Here is a 23,020-nt window from a genome sequence, read left to right on the forward strand (position 1 = left end):
TCTGCGCTGATGCCACCTGCTACCCCCTTCCGGTCCTGACGGTCCTCTTGAGTTCGGAGACCAGCGCCCTGAGCGCCTCCGCGACGCGCTCGTCGACCTCGAGGGCCGACCCGTCGAGGTAGATGTTGTAGACGTCGCCGCGCTGGCCCCCGAGCTTTGCCATCTGCTCGGCGATGGTCGCCGCGAACGGCTCCGAGTACTTTCGGTTGGTGAGCGGCACGATTGCCTCGGCGCCGTCCTCGCCCACCCAGTCGAGCGGGTAGCCGGTCACCGGCGCGTCGACGATGGCTCCGTGCGCGTGCATGCGGATGCCGCCATCGGCGTGCCGTATGCCGCCTGCGGCCTTCTCGTTGCGCGTCCTGTTGACGGTCACGTAGGTCGTGGTGATCGTCGCCGACCTTGAGTGGAACGGCTCGTTCATCACCGCCTGCATCGCGGACTGGCACTTCGGCAGCGTCCCGTAGCTCGCCTTGGCGGTCATCTCCTTGCTCTTGAGCTTGGTGCCGTTGAGCTTGTCCACCGAGGTCTGCGCCCTGTCGACTTCCTTCTTGTCGACCTTTGTCTTGGCGCTCTTGGACTGGAGAGCCGTGCCGTTCCAGGTCACGAGGTTGCCCTGGGCGTCGCGCAGGTCGCCGACGCTCACGTCGACGACGCCGTTCTTGTCCATCAGCTGCGAGCCGTTCCAGGTGTAAACGTTGCCCTGGGCGTCCATGAGCTGGGCCTGGTTGACGGTAACGTTGCCGTTCTTGTCGACGATGGGCTGCGCGTTGTAGTTCTGGACGGCCCACACCATCTGGTCGATGTTGCCGTTGAAGTTGCTTGCGAGCGCGGCGAGGTTGGCGGAGCCGATGCTGTTGAGCGTCTCGGTCGACACGCCGGCCGCGGCGCAGGCGTCCGAGAACGCGCCGAAGTCGATGTTCTCCTTCGAGAACGCCTTCTTGAGCTTGCCGCCCATGTCCTCGAGCGCGGCCTGGATCTGGCTCGCCGCGCGGACCGTCGAGGCGGCGCCCTCGTCCATCGAGACGCCCCACCCGTCGAGGTCGTCGACGATGGAGCGGGCGGTGCCGTCGTAGTCCTGAGCCAGCTTGGCGAGCTGATCGTCGCTGAGGCTCGCCAGCTGCTCGGTGTCGACGCCGAGCTGCGTGAGAGAGCCGGAGACGGCGGACAGGGTCTCGCCGTTGGCCGAGAGCTGCGCCTGGAAGAGCGTCAGCTGCGCCTGGGCGAAGTGCTCGAAGGTGCTGCCGGCCTCCTGCGAGGTCAGGCTCGCGTCGCCGAGCTTGCCGTTGAGCACGTCGATGCTATCCGAGGCGGAGTCGAACTGCTTCTTCGCCTCGTTGTACTCCCTGCCGACCTTCTCGGTGCAGGCGAGCGCCTCGAGCTCGCCCTTGGTGAGCTCCGGGTAGCTCTTCGCCAGCTCCTTGAGGCGGTCCTGGTAGGGCTTCGTCTTGGAGGCGAGCGTGTCGGCCGCCTCGGACTGCGCCTGGTACGCCTCGGTGAGGTTCGCCGTGAGGGCGCTCACCTCGGCGTCCTTCTTCTTGGATGCGACGAGCTCGTCGATGGACTGCTTGAGGTTCTTGACGTTGCCGTCCGCGTCGACGTACTGCCCGTTCGCCACGTCCTGCGCCGAGATGTTGAGCCCGAGCTGGTCGTTGAGCAGCTGCAGCGCCCACGTGAGCCGGCCCTGTGCGTCGGTGGACAGGTCGGTCTTGCCGGCGTAGTTGTCGATGATCTGCTGCGCGGTGTTGAGCTGCGCGATCTGCGACTCGGCGGCCCTCGTGTTCTCGTTCATGGCGTCGACGTGCTTGCCGATCGACTCGGCGAGCTCGTCGACCGACATCGCCGAGAAGGAGGACTTCTTGCCTACATTCTCGACCCTGCCGGCGTAGGACTCGAGCGCCACGGTGTTCGAGGCCGCGTCGACCAGGCCGGTCGTGGCCTTGTTCAGCGCGTCCGTGCGGGCCTGCCACTCGACCTGCTTCTCGATGAGTATGCCGATGCCGGCGGCCGCGACGGTGCAGCCGATGGCAACCGGGTTGAAGCCGATGCCCACTGCCTCGAGCGACTCGGCGAAGGTTCCGGCGCCCCCGCGGGCGAGCTTGAAGGCCTCGGTGGCCTTGCCCACGCCGCTCGCGACGCCGGAGAGGACCGGTACCGCCTTCTGCCACGCCGCGATGCCCGCCGCCCCCGAGACGATCTCGGGCGCCAGGCTCTTGAACCCGCCGTAGAGCTGCTTGACCATCGGCATCGACGCCGAGACACCTCCGTTGACGACCTTGAAGAAGCCGTTCGCGGCGCCCTTCGCGTCGTCGAGCACCCCGGCGATGTTGTTCCTGCCGATCGCCTCGAGCGTCCCGGTGACGCCCTTGGTCACGGAGTTCGACATGTTCTGGATGCTCGTCTGGACGCCGCCGGCCGCGGTCTCGGCCTGGTCCTTGAAGGACGCGAAGCTCGCGCCGCCCTGCGTGTCGAGCTCGACCATCTTGTCCATGAGCTGGTCGAGGGTGATGGTCGGGTCCTTGCCCCCGCCGCCGAGCGCGGCGTACAGGTCGTTGGCGTTGGCCGTGGGGCCGAGCATGGCTTTGGCCAGCTGGTCCATCTGGCCCGGCATGGCCGTCGTCAGCGAGCGCCAGTCCTCCATCTCGGGCTTGCCCTTGGAGAGGATCTGGCGGAACTGCTCCATCGCCGCCGAGCACAGCTGGGTAGAGCTGCCCGAGGCGACGAGCATGTCGTTGAGCGCGAGGCCGACGTCGGTGGCCCTGTCGAGGTCACCGACCGTGGCGGTGATGCCCTGGACGACCGAGACCATGTCGTCGAGCCTGGTGGGCAGCGTCGACAGGCGGTCGGACATCTTGCCGATCGATGCGTTGGCGGAATCGGCGGAGTACCCGAGGGACTGCATGACCTTCGGGTAGTTGTTGAGCGTGTCGAAGCGGCTGATCGCCGACCCGACATGGGACGAGATGGAGTCCATGGCCTTCGACGTGAGCGTCGAGAAGGCGCCTATCATCGCGCCGGAGCCGGCCAGCCCCTTCCCGAACCCGGAGCCGGTGCTCTTGCCGAGGCTGGAGCCGGACTTGCTCGCCTGTCCCTCGCACTTGCCGAGCGCGGACTCGACCGACTTGGTGTGGTTGTCGAACCTGGGGACGATCAGCAGGTCCGCGCGTCCGATCTCAGCCATCCGTCACCTCCACCCACTCGGTGTTCTCGATGCGGGCGCGGACCGACGCCGCGCGCTCTGCCGCGGCGCCGGCGGCGGCCACGTCCCGCGGGCGGGGCGCCCTCGGTGCATCCGATGCCCTGCCGCCGCACAGCGCGGTCGCCGCCGCGTAGACGCTGTCCACGATGTCCGCCGCCAGGTGCTGCTCCCGGGTCCAGCTGCGCTCCGGGTGGAGGGCCGCCACGGTGAGCGAGCCGTCAGGCAGCGTCCTCACGAGGTCGTACGCCTCGGCGGCGCCGACCTCGTCGTAGCAGCAGCCGTAGCAGACCCTGAAGTCGTGCCTGAGCAGGGGCAGGTGGCGCTCCTCGAGGTCGGCGAGCTCTAGAAGTTTTTTAGTTCGGCCGAGTAGAGCAGCTTGTTGTATGCGTAGCCCAGGGCGTCGTCGTCCTGCGTGCCGTCGTCCTCGGTCACGGCCTCCATGAGGCTCGCGTACTGCTCGTCGCCGAGGAGGAAGCGGAACGCCCCGTCGAGCTCCTCGGTCGTGCGGTCCTCCTTGTTCATGGCGTCGATGAAGCGGCGGTCGTGCGCGCGCTTGACGGGGATGCTCATGGCGATGCCCAGCACGGTCAGCTCGGCGCGGCGTCCTCGCTTCTGCTCGATGAGCTTCGCCTTGTCCGCAGCCGTCTGCGCGGCGGCGGTCGTGAAGCCGAGGACCTTGGCGTACGCCTCGAGCTCGCCCTCGTCCATCATTGCCAGGTAGTCCTTGTTCATCTTTCCTCCCAGATAAAGGGCCGCCCCGGCAAAACCGGGGCGGCGTTCTCGTTATGGCCCTGCCTACGCGGCGGGCTTTGCACGGTAGATGTCGAACAGCGGCTTGTCCGCGGTCTTGAGGACCGTGAAGGTGAAGCCGTACTGGACCAGTCCGCCGGGCTTGTGCTCGACGTCGTCATAGGAGTCGATGGAGACGCGCGGGATGACGGTGCGGCGGAGGTTGCCCGTGTCCTCGAGCTCATCGATGACGAGCGGGACGCGCACGTCGGAGTTGGCGACGGCCTTGATGTGGCTGAACGTTCCGTCCTCGTTCGTCTCGACGTTGCCGGCGCCGTAGCGCAGCTTGGCGACGGAGGAGCGGACGGACTCGATGAAGACCATCTTGTACTGGTGCTTCTCCTCGGAGACCTTGGTGAGCACGATGGACTGGTGCCAGCCCTTGAACTCGTTGACCGTCACGCCCTTGGAGGCCGTGAAGCCGTCGGGCGACAGGTCGCCCAACGACACGAGGTCGGAGAGCGTGGAGATCTTAGTCGTGGCGTCGGCCGGGAGCGTCGGGTTGGCCTTGAAGCTCGTGTACACGCAGCCGCCCTCGACGGGTGAGCCGGTGGTTACGAGCGAGGGGTCGATGTCGGCTGCCGGGGTCGCGTCCTCGGACGCGAGGGCGACCTTGGCCTCTTCGTTGTTGGATGCCATTTATCCTTCTTTCGGTTGGTATGTCTTCAGTCGGTACAGCGCGTACCAGCGCGGGGACCGGGCGAGGTAGTCGTAGTCTGTCCGCATCTCGAGCTCCTCGCAGGCGCAGAAGCCCCGCGCGAACGGCAGGCGCGACATCGCGTCGCCCACGAGCTCGGCGAGCTCCTCGGCCTTGGCCTCTGTCGGGGCCCACATGATGACCTCGACCTGCGGCGAGTCGACGAGCGCGTCCTGCCGGGCGCCCCCGCACCGGCGGACCACCACGACGGTCCCCGGCCGTTCCCCGGGCAGGTCGACCTGAACGGGCACGCCGCTCAGGGCGGACTCGAGGATCGCCCTGAGCTCGCCCATCACGTTGAGTCTCGGCACGTTCCCTCCTTAGAGCAGGTGGTCGAGCGTGTGGTTGCGGTTCTGGTCGAATGCGCCGGCCGGGGTCGCGGCGCGGACGACGCCGAGCGTGTCGCAGGAGCCCGACTTGACGACGCCCACGTAGGGGGCGCCGTCGAATGTCCCCGGGTATTTCTTCTCGAGTGACTTGCGGTAGCCCGACGGCACGTGGTGCGACGCGGCCGCGGCGTTGGCCTTCGCCGCGAGGCGGGCGGTCTCGGTCGCCACCCAGGAGCGGACGCCCGCGCCCTTCGTGACGGCGATGACGCCCGCGTCGCTGTGGACGAAGCGCCCGAACCTGATCTTGTCAGCCATGGACCCTCCCCGCCGTCGCCGTCATGTTCCACGCCGTGGGGCAGGGGTTCGTGACGTCGGGGGAACCGACCACCAGCAGTGCGATATCGGGGTCGGCGGGCATACCGCGCCCCGTCAGGGCGATGCGGCAGCGCGCCAGCGGCGGCCCCGCGTACGTCTTGGGGAACGCGATGGAGTAGCTCGCCTCGACGCCGTCCGGCCGTACGGCATCCCCCACATCAGAACCGGCCAGGGGCCGCACGAGGCATCCCGGGACGACGATGGCCTCCCACTCGACGACAGGCTCGCCCATGGCGTCCCTGCCCGTCTCTTTGCTCGAAAGCACCGTCACCTCCTCGCCCATCACAGCCCGCCCCCGTAGCTCGGGCACACGGTGCCGATGCGCTGGCCGCGTCCGAGGAGCCTCTTGAGCGCGGTGAGCGTCGAGCGGTCGAAGTAGGCAGTGCCGCTCGGGTTCTGGTAGGTGAAGCTCCCCTGGAACCCGTTGGCCGTGAAGCTCGACTGAGAGACGCCGGTGAGGTCCTCCACGCCCATGGGCGCGCAGGCCGGCTGGACGAGCTTCTTGCGGGCCGCGTCGGTCACCAGGTCGCGGGCCAGCTCCCTGGCGTCGCCCGTCAGGGAGCGGTAGCGCGACATGCCGAGGGTCGCGCGGAGCTTGGCGCTCTGTCTCGACAGCTCGGCAGCGACGCGTTCCTCGTCGGTCGCCGCGTCCCCCGTGTCGATGCGGTACTCGTCGACCGTAGCGAACGCGTAGTCGTCCACGTCGGCCTCCTTACTTGGTCGTGATGGTTCCCTTCACGATGTAGTCCTTCACCTCGGGGAAGAACGTCGCGCCGGCGAGCACGTTGGTCTCGACGGACACGTGGTCGTACGCCGGGGTGTGCGCGACGCCGATCAGGCCGGAGTCGGAGACCGTGTACGTGAGGCCGGAGGTCGCGAGCTCGCCGAAGTCCACGCCGAAGATGCGGATGTTGTCGGCGGGGGTGGCGATCATGGTTCCCTTGGCGACCTGGTTGGTCAGGAAGACGCCCGAGAGGCCCAGGAAGCTCTCGAGGTAGGTCAGGCCGAACAGGTTCTGGTCGGTGATGGTCGCGTTGCCGAGGTAGTCGGCTGCGTCGTCTCGGTTGATGAAGTGGACGACGCGCTCGGCGGCGTCGCCGTTGGTCTCGAGGGTGTTGCCGAGCTTGGCGTCGACTGCAGCGGCGCACGCCTGCAGGCCCTTGCCGGTCGCCGTGCCCGTTCCCTTGAGCAGGAAGGAGAAGAACTGCGAGACGATGCTGCGGCGCACGAGCGAGGCCATGTGCTTGTCTGTCTTGAGCACGGCGTTGACGTAGCCGGACTGCTGGATCGCCTTGTGCGTGGTCATGCGGCGGTACGGGAAGGCCTCGGCCTCGCCGACGGGCTCGTAGGTGGCGGTGAACTTGGACAGCGCGACCTCGTCGCCCTCGACGTAGGCGGTGCCGGAGCTGGAGCCCAGCTGGACGGCGCTATCGCCGGTGGCGGACTCCTTGGATCCGGCGGTCTTGGAGTTGTTGAGCTCGCCGGCCACCTTGAGCATCTTGAGCGTGGTGCCGGCGGCGATGGTCTCGGCGCCGAAGATGCCGAGGACCTCGAGCAGTCGGTCGAGGTCGCCCTCGAAGTTGCGGATGAACTCCTGGTCCATCGAGGCGTTGATGGCCGTGGAGTCGGAGATGTTTGCGGGTACGGGCATGTTTGCCCCTTTCTTACTTGTAGAGGTCCATGTGCGCGGCGCGGGCCATGATGCGCTTGGCGGGGTCCTTGATGGACTCGATGGACTCCTTGTTCACTTTCTTGCCTCCGCCGGAGCCGCCCTTGTCGAGCGGGTATCCGGGCTGGCGCGACTCGGCGAAGTCGGCGACGGCCTTTGCCGAGGCCGTCATCGACTCCTCGTCGTCGCCGTGGATGAGCGCGGCCGGCACGCCGGTGGCCTGGGACACGCGCGCCAGCGTGCGCTCGCGCTCGCGCTCGGCCTCGGATGCGGCGAGGCGGCCCTTCAGGTCGTTGAGCTCGTCGTTGAGGGACTCGACGGTGGGCGTCTGCGCGCCCTGTGCGTCCCACAGGTCGGCCTTGCCTTTGTTCTCCTTGGCCCGGGCCTCCCACTTGCGGGACTCCTTCTTGAATCGCTCGGCCTCGGCCTTCCAGTCGATCGCTGCCGGCTCCTGTGGGGCCCCGGATCCCTGGTCGCCGCCGGGCTCCGCCGGCGCCGCCGGCTGCGGGGGCTCGACGGGATCGGTCACGTTGTTGGCTTGCTGTTGGGTAGGCATCTTGCACTCCTTCCGGCCCCGTGCGGGGCTCGCTTCGCGCCTCCGTGCGGCGGCGCTGGCGGTGTTTTGGCATGGAAAAGGCCGCCTCCCGTGCGGGCTGCGGCCTCGTGTTCCCGCCGGCGCGTTGCGTGTCTTCGCCGGCGACGCTTGATGGCGCGTCGCGCCCGCCCTCCCACGGGGCGTCCTCACTTGGCCGAGAGCCTCTTGCTCACGCCCGCCGCGGTCTGCGCGAGCGACTTGGCGTAGGGGCTCCCCGGTTGGAAGCCCATTGCCAGCCCCGCCCTGTTCGCGGTGGCCATGCGGGCCTTGAGGTCATCTGGGGACGATGCCCCCTCCATGTACCTCTGGATGTCGCCGATGCTGGCGAACCTCTTCCCGTCCACGAATGCGGCGACCACCTTGCCGCCGCTGCGGCGGGCGCGCGATCCCGTGCGGCGGGAACCCCATTCGGGGTGCTTAGCGCGGTACTCGTCGTAGAGCGCCGCAGGGTCGTAGCCGTCGAGCGCGGGGCTGTCGGAGAAGTCGGCGACCGGTATGCACCTGCAGCTCGGGTGGCGCTCGGCGCCGGCGGTCGCCGAGCTCTTGAAGACGAAGCCGCGCGACCCGATCATCCGGCACCAGTCGCACGCGCCCGCGTGCGGCACCAGCGCCCAGCGCGGGTGTGCCGGGTCGGCCATGGCGTTGCCCTGGATCGTGGCGTCCGCGTAGCCCATGGCGCGCTGCACGGCCCTCGCCGCGAGGGCGGCGGCGGTCGCGGAAGTCCGCAGCGCCTCGTCGACGTCGCTCGCGAGGAGCCCGCCGTGGCCGGGGTCGAACTGCCGCGGCTCGTATCCCTGCGCCGGGCCGGCGCCCGAGCGCATGGCGGCGTAGAACTCGACGGCCGCCGCCGCGGCGAACGAGCCGAACTTGGCCACGAGCGCCGCGTAGGTGCGCGCCAGCGCCCGGTAGAGCTCCTCGCCGTAGAGGCCCGCGCACTCGTCTATCGCCTGCGCGACAGCCGCCTGCAGCAGGTCGGCGTTTATCCCGAGCGCGCGGGCGTAGCGGTCGAAGTCCCCGCGCGGTATCACTCCGCCTCACCGCCGGCTGGCGGCAGGGCCGCGGCCCTCGCGGCCTCGATGGCCATCGTGTCGGCCATGGCGTTGAGCGACGCGATGGCGCCGCCCTGCTGCTTTTCGCGCTCCAGGCGGTCGATGGTCGGCTGGGACAGGCCCACGCCCTCGTAGTAGACGCGGGTGCCCACCATGCTCTCGTCCGCGGCGCCGAGTTTCGTCCAGGCGTCGGCGCGCGCGGCGATGGTCGGCATCGAGGGGTCCTTGAAGCACGCCTGGACGGCGCACTGCTCGTCGGTGAGCCTGGTTATCGGGACGTCGTCCTTGACCGCCATTATCATCTGCGCGATCGTCTCGAGCGCCTCGGCGTTGTGCTCGTTGATCTGCTCCACCTCGAGGATGAGCGGGTCGTTCGCCGCGCCCAGGGCGTCCGAGGACGTGTAGGTGTTCGACAGCACGCCCAGCTGTGCCAGCGGCACGTTGGTCGCGCCGGAGAACCGCTGCGCGTCGTTCTCGAACACGCGCGTGAAGTTGTCGGCGGTCGGCGCGGCGAACTGCCCTACGGTCGGGACGTCGCCGTCCTCGTCCTTGGTGATGGCGAGGAACGACCCGACGTATGCCTTGAACTTGGCTATTGGCGACGGCACGCTGTCGCCGCCCTCGTCCTCGCCTTCGTCCCCGTCCCCGTCCTTCACGGAGAAGAGGTCGTCCTTGGCGCCGAGGATGTATCGCTGTGGGAACGTGAAGAACTCCGCGCCGACCTCCATGCGCAGCACGTCGCGCATGGCCTTGTCGACGATGCCCCGGACCTCGGGCGTGAGCATCGAGTGGCCGAGCGGGCGGTCGGGGTCGGGGTCGTAGGTGAGCACCTCCATGAGCGGCCGTCCCATGGGATTCGGCTCCACCACGCAATCCCACTCGTAGGGTCCGCCGCCCGAGCCGATGCGCACCAGCGTGAGCACCGCGTCCCGGAAGTGGCACACGTAGCGGGAGGCGTTGCCAGACCGATCGACGTCGGCGAGGACGACGCCGCAGCGGATGCGGCCCTCGTCCTTGTCCCACAGGCAGCAGAACTGGTTCGCGCTGAACACGCGCACCATCGACGCGGGCTGGCCCGGCCTGCCCTTCATGACGGTCATGGCCGACACGCCGTAGGTGAGGGCGCTCGAGCACGCCTGCCGGTAGAGCGACCGCAGGCGGTTCTTGCGCACGAGGCGCTTGAGGTCCTGATCCTCCGCGCCGTCGAAGACGAAGCCGTCGAAGACGGAGCGCACGGAGTGCGCCTTGACGGCCTTGGCGCACCAGCCGGTGACGCAGTCGACTTTCTCGAGCATGGGCGGGATGGAGATGCCGAGGCTCCTCATCTCGTTCTTCATCTCGTAGTAGCGCTTGAGGACGGTGTTTCGCGCCGACACGTCGCCCCAGGTGTCGAACATGTCCTCCACGGCGGCTCGGTACGGCTTGGGGACGGCGTCGAGGTTCGGGGTCTCAACGGAGGTCCCACGCCCAATTCTCTGGATCACAGTGTCCTCTGCTTCCTGCGCGGGTTGCGCTTGGTGGTCCTCGCGCCCCACAGCGCGAGCGAGCAAGATTCGAGCGGCTCGGGCGGCACGGTCGCGTCCTCGGGGGAGCCGAAGCCCCATCCTCCCCTGGACCCGATCTTCCTGCGGACGCACTTCCTCGCCGACTCCTCGAGGGTCGGGTCGTAGGTGTGCGCGAGCGTGCCGTCGTTGAGCGCGTCCACGAAGCCGACCGCGGCGGCGACCACGTCGCGCGTCTGCGGCCTCACGACGTAGCCGCGCGGCGGCTTCATCTCCGCGAGGCGGTCGATGAGCGCGTCGGCGCCCGACATGCCGTCGATGACGACGACCGACGCGGTCGCGCGGCGGTCGTAGAGCCACTCGGCGAGCTCGCGGGCGCCGCCGGCGGTCGTTCCGACTCTGATGAGCTCGACGGCGGCCTTGCCCTTGAGCGTGCGCTGGCCGAGCTTGCAGCCCGACAGCGCGTAGGTCGACCCGTCCCTGGAGAACTTCACCCCGAAGGCCTTCTTGCCGCGGTACCGGTCGCCGATGGCGTCGATGAGCGCGCCGTCCCACGATTCCCGCTGGATGGCCCTCGTGAGCATGGCGGCAGGGCTGAACCAGCCCAGGCGCTCGTGGGCGAAGCCGGTGATCGACCCGCCGGCGAACTCCGTGCGGGTGAAGTCGAGCGACAGGATGATGCCCATGCTCGGGTTCGATTCGTAGATGAGGTCCACCACGTCGTCGAACGTGGCGTCCTGGCGCGGGCACTCGTCGGTCGCCCACGAGCACCACTCGGTGTTCGGGATGTCGCCGGCCAGGATGGCCGCGCGCGTGCGCGCGAACACGGTGCCGGGGCAGTCCTCGTTGGGCGGCGTGCCCGTGTAGATGATCTGGCGCTCGCCGGTCGCGGACGCGGCGAGCGTGTACATGATGGCGTCGTACTGGGGGTCTGTGAGCTCCTGCGCCTCGTCGAACACGACGAGCTGGATGTCATCGAAGCCTCGGGCGCTTCCGTTGGTGCGCGCCGAGAACTCGATGGAGCCGCCGTTGGTGAGGTAGATGGCCTCCTCGCCGTTCGTGCGGCGGATCCTCTCGACGAGGCACGAGAGCTCGGGGTGCTCCTTGTCCGTGAAGTAGCGGACGAGTCGGTTGAACGCCTTCTTTGCGGTCTTCACGCGGTGCGCGGTGTGGAGGATGTGCCAGCCGCAGACCGCCAGGCGGAACACCTCGTATATCTCGATGACGGCGTTCTTGCCGTTCTGGCGCGGCACGTCCAGGCCGCACGTGACGTAGGCTGGTCGGCCCTCGGCGTCGCACGCGCACCAGTCGGACAGCACGAGCGACTGCCACTCGATGGGCTCCATGCCCAGGTCCCCGCCCAGCTCGGCGGCGTCCTCGCCCTCGGAGTAGGCGGCCTCGCCCACGGCGACCCTATACCGCGGCTCTTGCCTTCCGCGCCTCGTGGCGCTCGGCGATCGAGAAGAGCTTGGTCTGGACGTTCCGGACATCTGGCACCCCCTCGTGGCCGTCGGTTATGCCGAGCTGCTTGTTGAGTTGCCTGATCTCCGCCGACGCGGTCTTCAGGGTCGCTATCTGCGGGAAGGACTTCAGGTCCCCCATGTCGTTCTGGTAGGCGGTCTGCTCGCCGAAGCTGTCCAGCTCGTCCTGGGCGAGCTCGACGATCTTGTACCACTGGCACAGCAGCGCGAGCGTCGGAGCGTCGGCCTGGGTGAACGAGCGGCCTGCCGTGAGCTCGTCCCACTTGGCGCTCTTCACGGGGTCGCCGGCGACCGCGGCGGGCTTCTCGAGGGACATCCGCCACCTCCAATCGGCATAAAAAAGCCGCCCCTGGGGGACGGCTTTAAAAAATCCTGAATACCGGCAACCTATCTGAACTGCGAGAGCATCTCGGCGTACGGGCTCAGCTCGGGCGGCTCATAGATGATGTCGCCGCCGTCTTCGGTGCGGTAGTTTCCCGGCGGGAGGTACCTGCCGTTGGGAAGCAGGCAGAGGTTCCCGCGCCACTTGACGCCGTTGGGCATCATCGCCGTGCCGAACTCGTCCTCGTCAAACTCGAAATCGTAGTCAACGTCGTATGCCATCTGGCATCAACCCCTATCACGCATAGGTGCCGGTCTTCTGGGTCACGAGAAGCCCGCTTTTCTTCGGTTGCTTCTCATAGCTGATCTCAATGCCTATTTTAGCAAACTCCGAGGTGTAGGCCTTGTTCATAGCTCTCCACATCGCGATTTCGCTCTGGTATTTCCTGCTCATGACCGAAGCGTCGGCTCGCTTTGCGGCAGACTTGACGGCCTTGCCGCTCACGCTTTTCGTCACGAGCGCGGAATAGGTCCCCTCGTTCGACGTCGCGACGATCCTTTTGACGCGTCCTCCGCTCCTGTTGTAGGCCGAGGCGATGTATTCCAGGTCGCCGCCGGAAAGCGGGCCTCCCCATTTGCGGCCGTCCGCGCCGCCATGAGGATGGTTATGGATAATCGTCGAGACGCCCTTTTCATGGGCGACGGCGGACAGCGGTGCGACTCTGGTCGACCCTTCATTACCAGTCGACCCCAGCGCATGGACATATCCCGCGTCATCGATATAGGCCGAGTGCTCGTACCTATTGTCCATCAGCTGCTCGCGAAAGCGGGCTATGGCAGACTCCACCGTCGTTCCCCCAGCAGTGCCCTTGTTCAGGGATGCGACCGCGTAGGCTGACAGTGTCGATCCGTCCTTGGCTGAACGCTTGCCGGAGTAAGAGTATGAGCCCCTACCTCCCACGGAAACCGCCTCCCTTGTACTCGACGACCTCGCAGCCGCCGAAATCGAATCCAATGTCGCCGCCGTAGGGCAGCACGCGCGCGGGCTCCAGGCGACTCATTGCCTCCGCCATGCCCTCGCGCCAGACGGCCAGGGCGTTCTCGTCCCCCTTCACGCCGACGGTCGACACGGCGACGGTCGAGCGGCGCGGGACGCCGTCGAACGCGAAGCGGAAGCTCCGGCGCTGCGCCCACGACAGGGTCGGGACTACACGGAGGCCCTGCTCCTGCCACCAGTGGCCGAGCGCCTGGGAGCGGTAGCGGTTCCACCGCTGCATGGCATCGGGCATGTCGAGGTAGAGCGAGAAGTCGGGCGTGAGGACGCAGTCGAAGCCGCGCAGGCACTCGAGGTAGGCGGCGGGGCGTGCCCACACGCGCTCGAACTGGTAGTCGTCGATAAAGAAGTGGCAGCAGCGGCCGGCCTTGTCGGCCTCGGGGGTGCTCTTGGCGTAGTTGAACCCGATCATGTCCGCCGGCTTGGCCATGCACCGCTTCATGCGGGGCATGCCGTCGCGGCCGCAGTCGGATCGGCTGACGAGGCGCAGGTTGTACGCGTCGTCCGTCCTCAGGCGCTCGTGGCCGTAGTCGAGCCGCTTGCTCTTGAAGTCCAGCCCGAACCTCGACATATCGAAGTCCTTGAGGCTGCGGACCTCCTCGCGCAGCATCGACTTGTTCCAGGTCGCCACCTCGCCGGTCTTGTTGTCGGCGATGCGGAAGGCCTTGATCTGATCGTCGGTCAGGTCGTCGCAGTACTCGATCTTGGAGTCGGGGATCTCGTCCCACCCCAGGAATCTGCAGGCCTCGACGCGCGTGTGCCCCCATACAATAACCGGGCGCTCGCGGCTCTCCAGGCCGATGGTCCCGCGCAGCCCGAACTCCTTGATGGAGTCGGCGACCACGGGGACGGCGGAGGCGTTGTGCCGGGCGTTTCGCTCATATGGGACGATGTCGTGTATCTTCACGTACACACCCGCCTAGTTTTTCTCGGTTTAGCTGCGGTTTTGGCTTGACTTCCGTAAAAAAGCGTATTCGGGGGTATTGCGGCCCTGGCGCGGGATGGTGGCCTGCCTCCATCCGTCAAAAGACCCCCGTGGGGTCGAGCGCCGGGGCGCATCCCCTACCATGAGGTCGTTTGCCGCGGCTGTTTCTCGGGCGCGGACGGGGGACTAATAAAGGGAATACGTTCGGACTTGAGCGCCTTGCACAGCTCGACGAAGGACTCAGGAGAGTTCCACGCGGCGAGATGCTCGCGGAGGGCGCGGCGTACGGCCGAGACCTCGGCGACGCTGCGGGCGCGGCGCCAGTTGTTGCAGCAGCGGTGCGCGGCGGCGACGTTGTCGCGGTCGAAGGGCGATCCGCCGCGGCTGACCGGGACGAGCTCATCGCACTCGAAGGCCCCGGGGTTGCCCGGCGGCACCCCGTAGTCTATGGGTAGCCCACATATCCAGCAGGGCCTGCCCTGCGAGCGGAGCCACCGCACGACATGGCGGCGGCGGGCGCCGTTGGCCTTGCGCGGGTTGCCCATCCCCTACCACTCCACCGGGGAGCGCCCTCGGTTGGACATGCACGCCTCGATGCCCCCGTAGCGCAACGCCTCCAGGCGCACGCCCCCGGCACCCCCCGGTCGGCGGCGGGGCGCCGCCGTGACCCCCAGGGCGCGGCGGAACGCCCACGCCATGACCGTGTCGTGGCGGCGGGCGGATCGCGCGATGTACTCTCGGCTGACCACGGGCATCATCCCCTATTGAATTAAACGCAATAGTAAGGCCGGAGTCCCTGAACTGCTGAAGGGAACCCCGGCCACTCATCTGTGCTTCCACGCACATCCGACCCGCACACCCGCGCGGGCGGCGCTGCGAATCGACACCCTAGTTATATCCCAATCGCAACGTGCAACGGTGTGCAATTGTGTGCAATCGCGTGCAACTGTAGGCAATTGTGTGCAACCGCGTGCAACCGCGTGCAATCGCGCGCAGTCCGTAGGCAAAGAGAAACCCGCCGGCGCGGGGCCGACGGGCAACGATAGAGATATATGCGGCTCAGACTGCAGCGCGGCCAAGACCCGATCGGGCGGCCGCCAGACCGACCATATCCGTCCAGTCCAGGGCGGCACACAGGTCGGAGTTCACCGACCTCACCGATACGCCCAGCGTCCCCGCGATCTCCTGCAGCGTGCGGTCCTCGCAGTAGCGCAGCTCCAGCACGTCTCCCCAGCGCTTGCCGGGGTTGGCCGAGCGCACGCCCGCGCAGAGCTCGCGCCCGCGCTCCACCTCGCGCCGCAGCTCCGACAGCTCCGCGCCGCTGCGGCGCTCATAGTCGATCCTGTCATCCGTCGAGCGCATGAAGTCCGTCCCGTGCGCGCCCTTGCCCACGGCGTCGTAGCGCTGGGCGCGGACCTGCTCGCGCGCCTGCATCGACTCGATGACCGCCAGGCGGCGGTCGATGCCGCGCTGGGCGGCCCGTACAGTCTCCAGATATTCCCTTGCGTCCATGTGACCTCCCGCGTGGTACCATGCTCTACGCCATATAGAGGATGCCGGGAGGCGTCTTTGCCAAAGGCCGCCGGCGCTCCAACGCCAGCGGCCTTAATTATATATCTACCTGCGGAAACTCAATATCTCATCGCGACCTCGCGGCGCATGGCCATGATCTCATCGTGCGCCGGGCCCGTGGGCGCCAGGTAACGGTCGACCTTGTCGCTCTTCGGCCTGGCGCCCCTGCGCCTAGCCTCCTTCGCGCGGTCCTGCTCGTGCTTTCGCCGGCAGTCCTCCGAGCAGTACTTGGCCTTCGGCGCCTGCGGGATGAAGATCCTCCCGCAGACCGCGCAGTTCCTCTCCTGCACGTCCCACATCACGGTCATCTCATCGACCTTCTGCACCTGCAGGCGCGACGCGCCTCGATGCTCTTGCGCACGCGGCGGTTCTCGACGAGAATCCGCCGCAGCTTCTCAAACAACCTCATTGCCTAGCCCTCCTCGACCTCTTGAGCGCGCGGGCCCGGTCGCGCTCTAGCGCCCGCGCCCTCCGCTCCGTCTCCCCGATCTGCGACGCCGTCACCCGCGGCGCGTCTGCCCGACCGTGCGCGAGCATGGCCACCGCCTGGCGGAACGGCGGCAGGTCCATGCTTCCCCACGCGATGCTGTTCGACATCCCGCAGGCGGGGCATTTCACGCTCATCACGTTGGGCTTGGTCAGGGAACGCTCGCGCACGTCCTCCATCTTGGGCTCGACCCCGCACCGGGGGCACGCCTTGAACTCGACATCGTTAAAGGTCATAACTCACTCCTGTCTCGTTGAACACATCCCACGTCGTTCGCCACCTCGAGTACGAGTCCATCAGCATCGCCCAGAGCAGGCAGAGTGTCGAATCTTCCCTCAGGCTCTTCGCGGCTTGCATCCGAAGGTCGTACGTAAGCCGCAGGGCGCCGCCGTTGTCGGGGCAGTAGACCTGCACGCCAAACGGCAGGAGACGCTCATCGTACAGCTCGTGTGCGAGGTCCCGGGGACACACGAGCTAGTTCTCGTCGCCGAGGAACGTGAGGCCGTGGCCACTCTTGAAGTCCGCCATGCACGACTTGACCTCGACGAATACGAATTTCCCGTGCTCGAGCGCCGCATTCCGCCCTCCACTGCCCGGAGAGAACGCCACGAAGTCGACCCTATGGTCGGGATCGACCCAGACCTCCTGCGCGACGATGGCGAACTGCCTGCGGAGCTTCTTGGCCACCTTCTCGGACAGATCGGCGGTCACGTCCTTGCGGTTCATTTGTCCTCACACCCATTACTTTCCAGAAACCAGGGCACGAGCCTGCCGACCATGGCGACGGTCTCCAGCGTCCTCGGCGATCTCGTTGAGCAGATATGCCTTCAAATCCTTATAGCTCTCGTTCACTTAAAGCTCCTCTCCGCAGAACGGGCAGTACTTGATGTCCTCGATGTAGGCGTCCGCCGTCACGTCGGCGCTGACACAGTCGCCGCACGAGCCGTTGACCGAGACGTCTAGCATCACGCTGGTATCCAGCTCGACCCTGACGATCGGCTCGCCGTCGTATCGGCGCATCAGCGTCATGGAGCCCACGGACCAGTTGCAGCCACCACGGTCGGGGGCAGAGTGGATGGAGGCGATGTGGGACCCGCCGCAGAAATAGCAGCTCATTCGCCATCCTTAGGCACTCGTCACATACCGAGTATCCCGACTCGCCGAGAATGCCAGCCATCGGATGCGAGTACTCCCTATAGTTCGGAGTCGGCTTCCCGCACCAAGAGCAGGTGTACATCTTTGGCGCTTCACTCATTTCTCGCTCCCTTCCTCCTTGACCTCCGCCTGCAGGAGGTCCCGCAGAGTGCCGATGCGCTCGATCGCGTCGTCCGGCGTGTGCCCGTCCCACTCGGGCGCTCGGTCGAGCACCCTGCACGGGAACATGTCCCAGTAAGGCTCGACGTCGTAGTGGTACGTGGCGGGGCCGGCGGGCGTGTCGATGCCCACGATGAACATGCCGTCGTACATCGTCCCGTCATGGTGGTGGAGCGACTTCCACGAGAGCCCGCGGAACATGGCCACGATCACCGAGAACAGCACCGCCCGGTGGTGGTAGAGCTCGTCGAACGTGTGGTATCCGTCCGACGTGGAGCCCGTGACGGGCTCGGGCTCTATGAGCCGGACGAGTTCACGCACCTCATCGATGTAGACGTTCACAATGCCGCCGACATCACGGGACGGATGAAGCCCGAGCGCATACAGGACATCCTCCCCGTCGGTGACGCTCGTGACAGTCGGCCACGCGAAGGGGTTTTCTACGGTCTCGACTTTGAGGCCCCGCATGAGCCTCTTAACGTCCTTGAACCACTCGTTTCTGTCTCTCACTTCGTGCTCCAATCCTTCTCGATCTCCTTCTCCTGCGCGACCATGATCAGCGCCTTGTTGAGGCATCGCCTCGCCTGGCGCAGCTCGCCGCAGATGTCGCACCCCTGTCGCAGTCTGTCGCACTCCCTGAGCGACCTCTTCGCGTCCTCGAGCCTGCCGATGGCGAGGTCGATCCAGTCGGCAGGTCCGCACGCGTAGCTCATCGCGACTCACCCCTCACGCCGAATACCTCCGCAAGTATGTCGCCGGGCGCGGCCACAAACGGATCCGCGCAAATCGGGTCGTACATCACCTCAAGGTAGTCGGGATAGCCGGCGGTTATGCCGACGGTCCAGACCTTCATCTCGGTCTCCTCGCCTTCGCCGGCGGAATCGTCGGGCTCGTCCACGGGCAGGGACTGGTAGCCCCAGATCACGCTCACCTCGTGCCCGTCAAGGATGGTCTTGGTGCGCTCGATTCGCATCCGGTAGCCGCCCACCGGCCCCGTGTCCTGCGTGTCGTCGGCCCAGGGAATCCGGTGCCTGTCGAGGGCGTCTCGGTAGGCCCTCATCACCGCTGAGATCTCGGTCAAAACCTCTCTCCTCTCAATCTCAAAAGAATTAGGTGTTCTTTGCGCCGGGGGCTTCCCCGACGGCGTCGTTTCCGCCCTCTAGCGGCGGGAACCCCATCGCCTGCTGGCCCAGCTGCCCGGCCGCCGTTGGCACACCTTTGGCATACCTCCAGCTTGGCTCCTTGCCGCGCGCGAGTTTGGCGATGTCCTCGTACAGGTCGGCCTTCTGCTTCCGGCTGGCACGCGCCGCGGCAAGCTTCTGTTTCTTGGCCAGCAGAACGGCCTCCCTGCTCGACATGACGTTCGCCATGTAGATGCGCGTTATGTCGAGCGGCCGGCCGTGGGCGGGGTCGGCCTTCTCGTTCCTGAGCATCTCCATGAGCGTGATCATGACGCCTCCGCTATCTGGCGCTCGAGCTCGGCTATGAGCTCGTCATCGGTCTTCACGGGCTGCCACACCGCCGCGCGCTCGACCTCCTGGGAGGTCTGCCCGCCCCGCGCCTTGCGGTCCGCATCGAAGCCGACCTGCTTGCGGCTCCAGTTGCGGGCGAGCGCCCACACATCGGTCACGGGCAGGCCGCTCGGCAGCGTCCAGCCCTGCGCGGCGTAGTGGTCGAAGAACTGGCGGGCGTCGCCCCGGAGGCAGTTGGCGGCGAAGTACGCCTCCACGTCCTCCGCCGACGGGGGCTCGAAATCATCGGGCGCTTGGCGGGCCGCGCTATAGCCCGCTAGGGCTATCTCCTTCTCCTTCTCTTTCTGTCGGCTACCCCCTCGCCCGCTGGGTCGGCCACCCCCTTGGCTACCCCCTTGGCTACCCCCTTGGGTAGCGGCAATGCCGCCTGCCTTGGCGGCCCTCGCCTGCCCCCCGAGACTGCCGTTGACCATGGCGTCGATACGGCCCCTTGCGAAGGTGAACGCCGCCATGGTCGTCGGCTTCAGCTTGGGCTCGACGCCCTCGTAGCCGTAGCGCAGCATCGCCCTGGCGAGCGCCATGCCCTCCCTGTCGCCCAGGGCACGGCAGCCCTCGTAGAAGTCCCTGTTGAAGTTGAAGTTATTCATCCGTCTCACCTCCGTGTGATATCGAATCGGTAAAGGCCGCGGCGGCGGCCTGGTCGCGGCCCGGCATGACCGAGCCGTAGATGTCGAGCGTCGTCTTGACGCTCGCGTGCCCAAGGCGCTCCTGGATGGTCCTCATGTCGAACCCGTTCATGAGCAGCCACGAGGCGTGCGTGTGCCTCAGGGAGTGGAACACCGTCTCCTCCGGCAGCCCCAGGTCCCTCACGAGCGACTTGAAGCGGCTCGTCACGGTGCTCGGGCGCGCGATGGCGCCGGCGGGCCCGAAGGTCACCACCAGCGCCGCCGGGCCCTTCCTCGTGAGCCACGTGTCCTGCCACTCCAGGTGGCGCCGCATCTGGGCCTCCACCGCCGGCGCGAGCGCCACGTTGCGCACGCGCCGTCCCTTGGTGTAGGCCTGCCGGTGAAGCTCGGGGTGCTCGACCGCCTGCCCCACCACGTGCAGGTCGTGCAGGGCGCGGCGCCAGTCTCGGCGCTGCAGGCCGCAGATCTCCCCGCAGCGCAGCCCCGTGTTGAGGGCGAGGTAGACCGCCATGGCCTCGGTGCGCCGCGAGATGTTGGCTCCCGAGGCGGATCGCGATGACATGGCGGAGACCAGCGCGCGGGAGAGCTCGTCGGTGTCGAGCTCGGAAAGCGCGAACGGCTCAACGGGGTCGGGCGAGGGCGCGGGCACGTCGAGCATGATGTCGCGGCCCAGCGCCGGTCGCCACGAGCGGTAGGCGCCCTTCAGCAGCGCGTGCATCTTGAGCAGCGTCTTGGGCGACAGCCCCTTCCCCGTCCTGGGCGCGAGCAGCATGCGGTACGCCGCCGACACGTCCCATGGCTCAAGCTGGTCGTAGGGAAGCCGCCCGATGGTCGGCTCCACCATCGTCCTGACCACGCTGCGGTACGTCGCCACCGAGTTGTCGGACAGGCCGTTGACGGGGTCGGAGATGTACGTCTCGAGCATCGAGGACAGGCGCTTCGAGCTGTCCCGCGCGGAGGAAGGGTCGAACGTGGCCGCCCACCTGTCGCACTCCTCCTGGGCCTGCTCGCGTGTCAGCTCCGCGTCCCACGACCTGTACGGCCTGATCCGCCTGCCCGTGACGCGGTCGGTGCCCATGTAGGGGCGGGCGAACCAGCGGCCGTCCGTCCCGCGCTGCACGACCGCCCGGTGCTCGCTAGAAGTCGGCATCGACGCCCAGCTCCGCCGCCATGTCGCGGATCTCCATGCGCGCGTCAAGGTCGGTGATCTGGACGCTGTCGGCGTGCCCGTGGGGGTCGGCACCGAGCGCAGCCATGAGCATGAGCTTGCGCGCGTGCTCGTCCGAGACGCCCGCCTGGCTGAAGGCCGCACAGAGCACATCGATGCACTCGCAGGTGAGCGCGAACAGGCCACCGAGGCTGGCCGAGCCCACGAAGCATGAGTTGCCGGAGCCGTCGACGTTGACGGTCGAGAGTGCCGCGCCGCGGCACTCGAAAGCGCGGGCCTCGCCGCACGCCTCGACCGTCACCCTGACCCTCTTCTCGCTACTCATCCTTCTCCTCCTCCTTGGCGCTCGCCTGCACCCTCTCCATGAGCCACACGTCCTCCTCGCCGGGCTCGAAGCCCGCGGAGCAGAAGATGTCATAGTGGTCGAGCCACGCCTCCGCGTCGTCGCCGCCCCAGCGGTTGTTGAGCTGGGCCATGTCCTTTGCCGCCGCCATGAGCCAGCAGCCGGCCTCGTACTCGCTGGGCCTGCACGCCTTGAGGTTGCGGGCGAACTCGTCGCGCACGGCCCCGAAGCGCTCATCGTTCTCGACGAGGCTGTCACCGCCCATCGCCGCGAGCAGCGCGGCCGGGTCCCCACGGTCAGCGCACACGCACGCCATGAGGTCCTTGGACATGGCAAAGGCACCGGACGCCACGAAGCCGATCAGGCTCCTGTACAGGTCGTTGAGCGCGGCTTCCTCACGCGCGGCCTCCTGCTCGGCGAGGATCTCCTCCTCGGTCTTCTCGGGCTCGGCGTCCGAGCCGTCTTGCGGCCCGTAAAGGTCCCAGTAGCTGCCCTTCCACACGGCAACGGTTCCGGCGGCAAACTCCTTCTTCTCGAGTTTCTCGGCAGCGAGGCCGCAGTTGGCCCAGTCCTTGTAGGTGAACCCTTCCGGCTTCTCCTTAACCACGGGGATGCCCGCGTCACCGAAGGCGTCGTAGTCCTCCGCCTTGGCCTCCTCGCGCTCGATGCGGCGACGGATGCCGTCGGCCTTGCCCGCCCAGCCGTCACCTGCGGCGAGGACCGCCTCGATGTCCTTCTCGTCCTCGAAGGCGCTCGCGGCCTCGAGCTGCTCCAGCGTCACCTGCGCGCCCGCGTCGATGCGACCGCGCAGCCTGCGCGCAGCGCGGATCTGCCCGGCGGTGGCGCGGCTCGCGCGCTCGATGCGCTGTTCGTCGACGCCCAGCACGAGCATCTGCTGCACGCCGCGGGCGCGCTCGGCCTCGGTCAGCTGGCGCTTGTCGTCGGTGGCGAGCATGGCCACGAGCTCGTTTGCCTCGTCCATGCTCTCCGCCACCAGCGCGGAGACCTCGCGGTCCTCACCGTAGATCGACGACAGCGCGCGGTAGCGGCGCTCGCCGTCCACGATACGGAACACGTTGCCGTCCGCCACGACCACGGGCGGGTTCAGCGGCTCGCCGCCGGTCGCCTCGATGCTGCGGGCCAGGGCGCCGATGTCGCCGAAGTCCTCGCGCGGGTTCTGCCCGCTCGGGCGGATGTCGCCCAGGCGCACAGACTTCTTCTCGAATTGCATATCTAACCTCCTAGTAGTACATCCCGCTCGGCGCGGTCCCCTCGATGGCGCCGGCGACGGCGATCAGGCCGATGAGCGCCACGGCGCACACGACGCTGCGCACGCGCTCGGGCAGCGAGTCCCACCACGCGCCGAGGCGGCAGCCCGCCTCCCAGACCAGGTCGCCCATCACGCCACCCGCCTCGGTCGGCGCGCCGGCACGCAGTCTGGCGAGGGCAGCGCAGGGACCGCGCCGCGCGCCATGATGGCGGCGTCGATGTCCTCGCTGCGCACCACCTCGCGCGAGCTGTTGGGGTTGAGCGACGGGTAGCGCGGGATGACCCCTTGCATGACCATCGCGCGGAACGTGACGTTGTCGCAGCAGGCGTAACGCGCGCCCTTGGCTATCGACATCCACATGGCCTTCTCCTTTCACATGTAATAGGGCCAATCCCTTGCCGGAGGGCCGCACCGATAGATGCAGCCGGAGGGCGCTCCCCCGCCAAAGGGAGCGGTGCCGCCGCCCCGCCAAGTCGGCGGCGGCACCATATGGGCCGGAAGTAGGGGGTCCGGCCCCGTCGCGCCACGGGCCCCGCGGAATGGGGGCGTGGGGGCGAGACCCGTGGCGCGACGGGGGCGGGCCAGCCGTCAGCGGCGCATGAGGCCGAGGCCGACGCCGAACAGGAACGCGAAGGAGAGTGCGAGAATGAAACCCATGGGAACCTCCTTGGAAGGGAATCGAAGAGACGGTGGCGGGCCCGCCGTCAGTCGCGGAGCGACCCGACC

Annotated in this window: 34 protein-coding genes; 1 reads left to right on the top strand and 33 read right to left on the bottom strand. The window is 67.6% G+C overall.

Annotation, left to right across the window (positions count from 1 at the left end):
* Positions 1-19: 19 nt before the first annotated feature.
* On the bottom strand, positions 20-2,971 hold the full coding sequence (locus KSY82_RS04770) for a tape measure protein (protein ID WP_217750390.1): 2,952 nt from the start codon (positions 2,969-2,971) through the stop codon (positions 20-22).
* On the opposite strand from KSY82_RS04770, the gene KSY82_RS04775 reads away from it, so the two are divergent.
* Positions 2,970-3,542: a hypothetical protein gene (locus KSY82_RS04775; RefSeq protein WP_217750391.1), complete on the top strand. Its 573-nt coding sequence runs from the start codon at positions 2,970-2,972 to the stop codon at positions 3,540-3,542. The two genes, KSY82_RS04770 and KSY82_RS04775, sit on opposite strands and share 2 nt — an antisense overlap.
* Here KSY82_RS04775 and KSY82_RS04780 read toward each other — a convergent pair.
* The 32 genes from KSY82_RS04780 to KSY82_RS04935 form a co-directional block, all read right to left on the bottom strand.
* Positions 3,539-3,928 carry a hypothetical protein gene (locus tag KSY82_RS04780; protein ID WP_117648023.1) on the bottom strand — a complete coding sequence of 130 codons (390 nt, stop codon included), beginning with the start codon at positions 3,926-3,928 and terminating at the stop codon, positions 3,539-3,541. The genes KSY82_RS04775 and KSY82_RS04780 overlap by 4 nt on opposite strands.
* A gap of 63 nt (positions 3,929-3,991) precedes the next feature.
* A complete protein-coding gene (locus tag KSY82_RS04785) occupies positions 3,992-4,624 on the bottom strand; it encodes a phage tail tube protein (protein ID WP_217750392.1) in 633 nt (210 codons plus the stop codon).
* Positions 4,625-4,993, bottom strand: a complete 369-nt coding sequence (locus KSY82_RS04790) for a hypothetical protein (protein WP_217750393.1) — start codon at positions 4,991-4,993, stop codon at positions 4,625-4,627.
* A 9-nt stretch (positions 4,994-5,002) separates the two neighbouring features.
* Positions 5,003-5,326 (bottom strand): hypothetical protein, encoded by a 324-nt coding sequence (locus tag KSY82_RS04795; RefSeq protein WP_217750394.1) that lies wholly within the window; start codon positions 5,324-5,326, stop codon positions 5,003-5,005.
* A complete protein-coding gene (locus KSY82_RS04800; protein WP_217750395.1) occupies positions 5,319-5,651 on the bottom strand; it encodes a hypothetical protein in 333 nt (110 codons plus the stop codon). The genes KSY82_RS04795 and KSY82_RS04800 overlap by 8 nt, the downstream gene beginning before the upstream one ends.
* Before the next feature lie 17 nt (positions 5,652-5,668).
* Complete coding sequence (locus KSY82_RS04805; RefSeq protein WP_217750396.1) at positions 5,669-6,088, bottom strand: hypothetical protein; 420 nt, start codon at positions 6,086-6,088, stop codon at positions 5,669-5,671.
* 10 nt (positions 6,089-6,098) lie between these two features.
* Positions 6,099-7,037, bottom strand: coding sequence for a hypothetical protein (locus KSY82_RS04810; protein WP_217750397.1), 939 nt, complete (start codon positions 7,035-7,037; stop codon positions 6,099-6,101).
* A 13-nt stretch (positions 7,038-7,050) separates the two neighbouring features.
* Positions 7,051-7,611 (bottom strand): heavy metal transporter, encoded by a 561-nt coding sequence (locus KSY82_RS04815; protein WP_195445430.1) that lies wholly within the window; start codon positions 7,609-7,611, stop codon positions 7,051-7,053.
* 185 nt (positions 7,612-7,796) lie between these two features.
* Positions 7,797-8,678, bottom strand: a complete 882-nt coding sequence (locus KSY82_RS04820; RefSeq protein WP_217750398.1) for a VG15 protein — start codon at positions 8,676-8,678, stop codon at positions 7,797-7,799.
* Positions 8,675-10,096, bottom strand: a complete 1,422-nt coding sequence (locus KSY82_RS04825) for a phage portal protein (RefSeq protein ID WP_217750399.1) — start codon at positions 10,094-10,096, stop codon at positions 8,675-8,677. The genes KSY82_RS04820 and KSY82_RS04825 overlap by 4 nt, the downstream gene beginning before the upstream one ends.
* Positions 10,097-10,179: 83 nt before the next feature.
* Entirely contained in the window at positions 10,180-11,607 is a 1,428-nt protein-coding gene (locus KSY82_RS04830) for a DEAD/DEAH box helicase family protein (protein WP_217750400.1), read from the bottom strand.
* Positions 11,608-11,614: 7 nt separating this feature from the next.
* Complete coding sequence (locus KSY82_RS04835; protein WP_217750401.1) at positions 11,615-11,998, bottom strand: P27 family phage terminase small subunit; 384 nt, start codon at positions 11,996-11,998, stop codon at positions 11,615-11,617.
* 71 nt (positions 11,999-12,069) lie between these two features.
* Positions 12,070-12,285 carry a hypothetical protein gene (locus tag KSY82_RS04840; RefSeq protein WP_195445425.1) on the bottom strand — a complete coding sequence of 72 codons (216 nt, stop codon included), beginning with the start codon at positions 12,283-12,285 and terminating at the stop codon, positions 12,070-12,072.
* 16 nt (positions 12,286-12,301) lie between these two features.
* Positions 12,302-12,850, bottom strand: coding sequence for a hypothetical protein (locus tag KSY82_RS04845; protein WP_196032889.1), 549 nt, complete (start codon positions 12,848-12,850; stop codon positions 12,302-12,304).
* A 103-nt stretch (positions 12,851-12,953) separates the two neighbouring features.
* Positions 12,954-13,964 carry a DUF4417 domain-containing protein gene (locus KSY82_RS10535; protein WP_217750402.1) on the bottom strand — a complete coding sequence of 337 codons (1,011 nt, stop codon included), beginning with the start codon at positions 13,962-13,964 and terminating at the stop codon, positions 12,954-12,956.
* A 155-nt stretch (positions 13,965-14,119) separates the two neighbouring features.
* Positions 14,120-14,527: an HNH endonuclease gene (locus KSY82_RS04855; RefSeq protein WP_196032886.1), complete on the bottom strand. Its 408-nt coding sequence runs from the start codon at positions 14,525-14,527 to the stop codon at positions 14,120-14,122.
* Between the two features lie 514 nt (positions 14,528-15,041).
* Positions 15,042-15,494 carry a sigma factor-like helix-turn-helix DNA-binding protein gene (locus tag KSY82_RS04860; RefSeq protein WP_195445418.1) on the bottom strand — a complete coding sequence of 151 codons (453 nt, stop codon included), beginning with the start codon at positions 15,492-15,494 and terminating at the stop codon, positions 15,042-15,044.
* 119 nt (positions 15,495-15,613) lie between these two features.
* On the bottom strand, positions 15,614-15,880 hold the full coding sequence (locus KSY82_RS04865) for a hypothetical protein (protein ID WP_217752368.1): 267 nt from the start codon (positions 15,878-15,880) through the stop codon (positions 15,614-15,616).
* A 79-nt stretch (positions 15,881-15,959) separates the two neighbouring features.
* Positions 15,960-16,277, bottom strand: coding sequence for a Lar family restriction alleviation protein (locus KSY82_RS04870; protein WP_217750403.1), 318 nt, complete (start codon positions 16,275-16,277; stop codon positions 15,960-15,962).
* Positions 16,267-16,512 carry a hypothetical protein gene (locus KSY82_RS04875; RefSeq protein WP_217750404.1) on the bottom strand — a complete coding sequence of 82 codons (246 nt, stop codon included), beginning with the start codon at positions 16,510-16,512 and terminating at the stop codon, positions 16,267-16,269. Before KSY82_RS04875 ends, KSY82_RS04870 begins: the two co-directional genes overlap by 11 nt.
* A 3-nt stretch (positions 16,513-16,515) precedes the next feature.
* On the bottom strand, positions 16,516-16,767 hold the full coding sequence (locus KSY82_RS04880; RefSeq protein WP_217750405.1) for a hypothetical protein: 252 nt from the start codon (positions 16,765-16,767) through the stop codon (positions 16,516-16,518).
* A 126-nt stretch (positions 16,768-16,893) separates the two neighbouring features.
* Positions 16,894-17,157, bottom strand: a complete 264-nt coding sequence (locus tag KSY82_RS04885) for a hypothetical protein (protein WP_217750406.1) — start codon at positions 17,155-17,157, stop codon at positions 16,894-16,896.
* 135 nt (positions 17,158-17,292) lie between these two features.
* Positions 17,293-17,877 carry a WDGH domain-containing protein gene (locus tag KSY82_RS04890; protein WP_217750407.1) on the bottom strand — a complete coding sequence of 195 codons (585 nt, stop codon included), beginning with the start codon at positions 17,875-17,877 and terminating at the stop codon, positions 17,293-17,295.
* Complete coding sequence (locus KSY82_RS04895; protein ID WP_217750408.1) at positions 17,862-18,068, bottom strand: hypothetical protein; 207 nt, start codon at positions 18,066-18,068, stop codon at positions 17,862-17,864. Before KSY82_RS04895 ends, KSY82_RS04890 begins: the two co-directional genes overlap by 16 nt.
* On the bottom strand, positions 18,065-18,436 hold the full coding sequence (locus KSY82_RS04900; protein WP_217750409.1) for a hypothetical protein: 372 nt from the start codon (positions 18,434-18,436) through the stop codon (positions 18,065-18,067). Before KSY82_RS04900 ends, KSY82_RS04895 begins: the two co-directional genes overlap by 4 nt.
* A gap of 28 nt (positions 18,437-18,464) precedes the next feature.
* Complete coding sequence (locus KSY82_RS04905; protein ID WP_217750410.1) at positions 18,465-18,806, bottom strand: hypothetical protein; 342 nt, start codon at positions 18,804-18,806, stop codon at positions 18,465-18,467.
* Positions 18,803-19,474: a DUF6291 domain-containing protein gene (locus KSY82_RS04910; RefSeq protein WP_217750411.1), complete on the bottom strand. Its 672-nt coding sequence runs from the start codon at positions 19,472-19,474 to the stop codon at positions 18,803-18,805. The genes KSY82_RS04905 and KSY82_RS04910 overlap by 4 nt, the downstream gene beginning before the upstream one ends.
* A complete protein-coding gene (locus tag KSY82_RS04915) occupies positions 19,467-20,663 on the bottom strand; it encodes a tyrosine-type recombinase/integrase (RefSeq protein ID WP_217750412.1) in 1,197 nt (398 codons plus the stop codon). The genes KSY82_RS04910 and KSY82_RS04915 overlap by 8 nt, the downstream gene beginning before the upstream one ends.
* The gene (locus KSY82_RS04920) at positions 20,650-21,006 is read right to left on the bottom strand and encodes a hypothetical protein (protein ID WP_217750413.1); all 357 of its coding nucleotides are present in this window, start codon (positions 21,004-21,006) and stop codon (positions 20,650-20,652) included. Before KSY82_RS04920 ends, KSY82_RS04915 begins: the two co-directional genes overlap by 14 nt.
* Positions 20,999-22,255 (bottom strand): ParB/RepB/Spo0J family partition protein, encoded by a 1,257-nt coding sequence (locus KSY82_RS04925; protein ID WP_217750414.1) that lies wholly within the window; start codon positions 22,253-22,255, stop codon positions 20,999-21,001. Before KSY82_RS04925 ends, KSY82_RS04920 begins: the two co-directional genes overlap by 8 nt.
* A gap of 10 nt (positions 22,256-22,265) precedes the next feature.
* Positions 22,266-22,424 carry a hypothetical protein gene (locus tag KSY82_RS04930; RefSeq protein WP_006235497.1) on the bottom strand — a complete coding sequence of 53 codons (159 nt, stop codon included), beginning with the start codon at positions 22,422-22,424 and terminating at the stop codon, positions 22,266-22,268.
* On the bottom strand, positions 22,424-22,654 hold the full coding sequence (locus tag KSY82_RS04935; protein WP_117563949.1) for a hypothetical protein: 231 nt from the start codon (positions 22,652-22,654) through the stop codon (positions 22,424-22,426). The genes KSY82_RS04930 and KSY82_RS04935 overlap by 1 nt, the downstream gene beginning before the upstream one ends.
* Positions 22,655-23,020: the final 366 nt, after the last annotated feature.

This window comes from Collinsella aerofaciens, assembly GCF_019131995.1.
GTDB classification, from domain to species: domain Bacteria; phylum Actinomycetota; class Coriobacteriia; order Coriobacteriales; family Coriobacteriaceae; genus Collinsella; species Collinsella aerofaciens_S.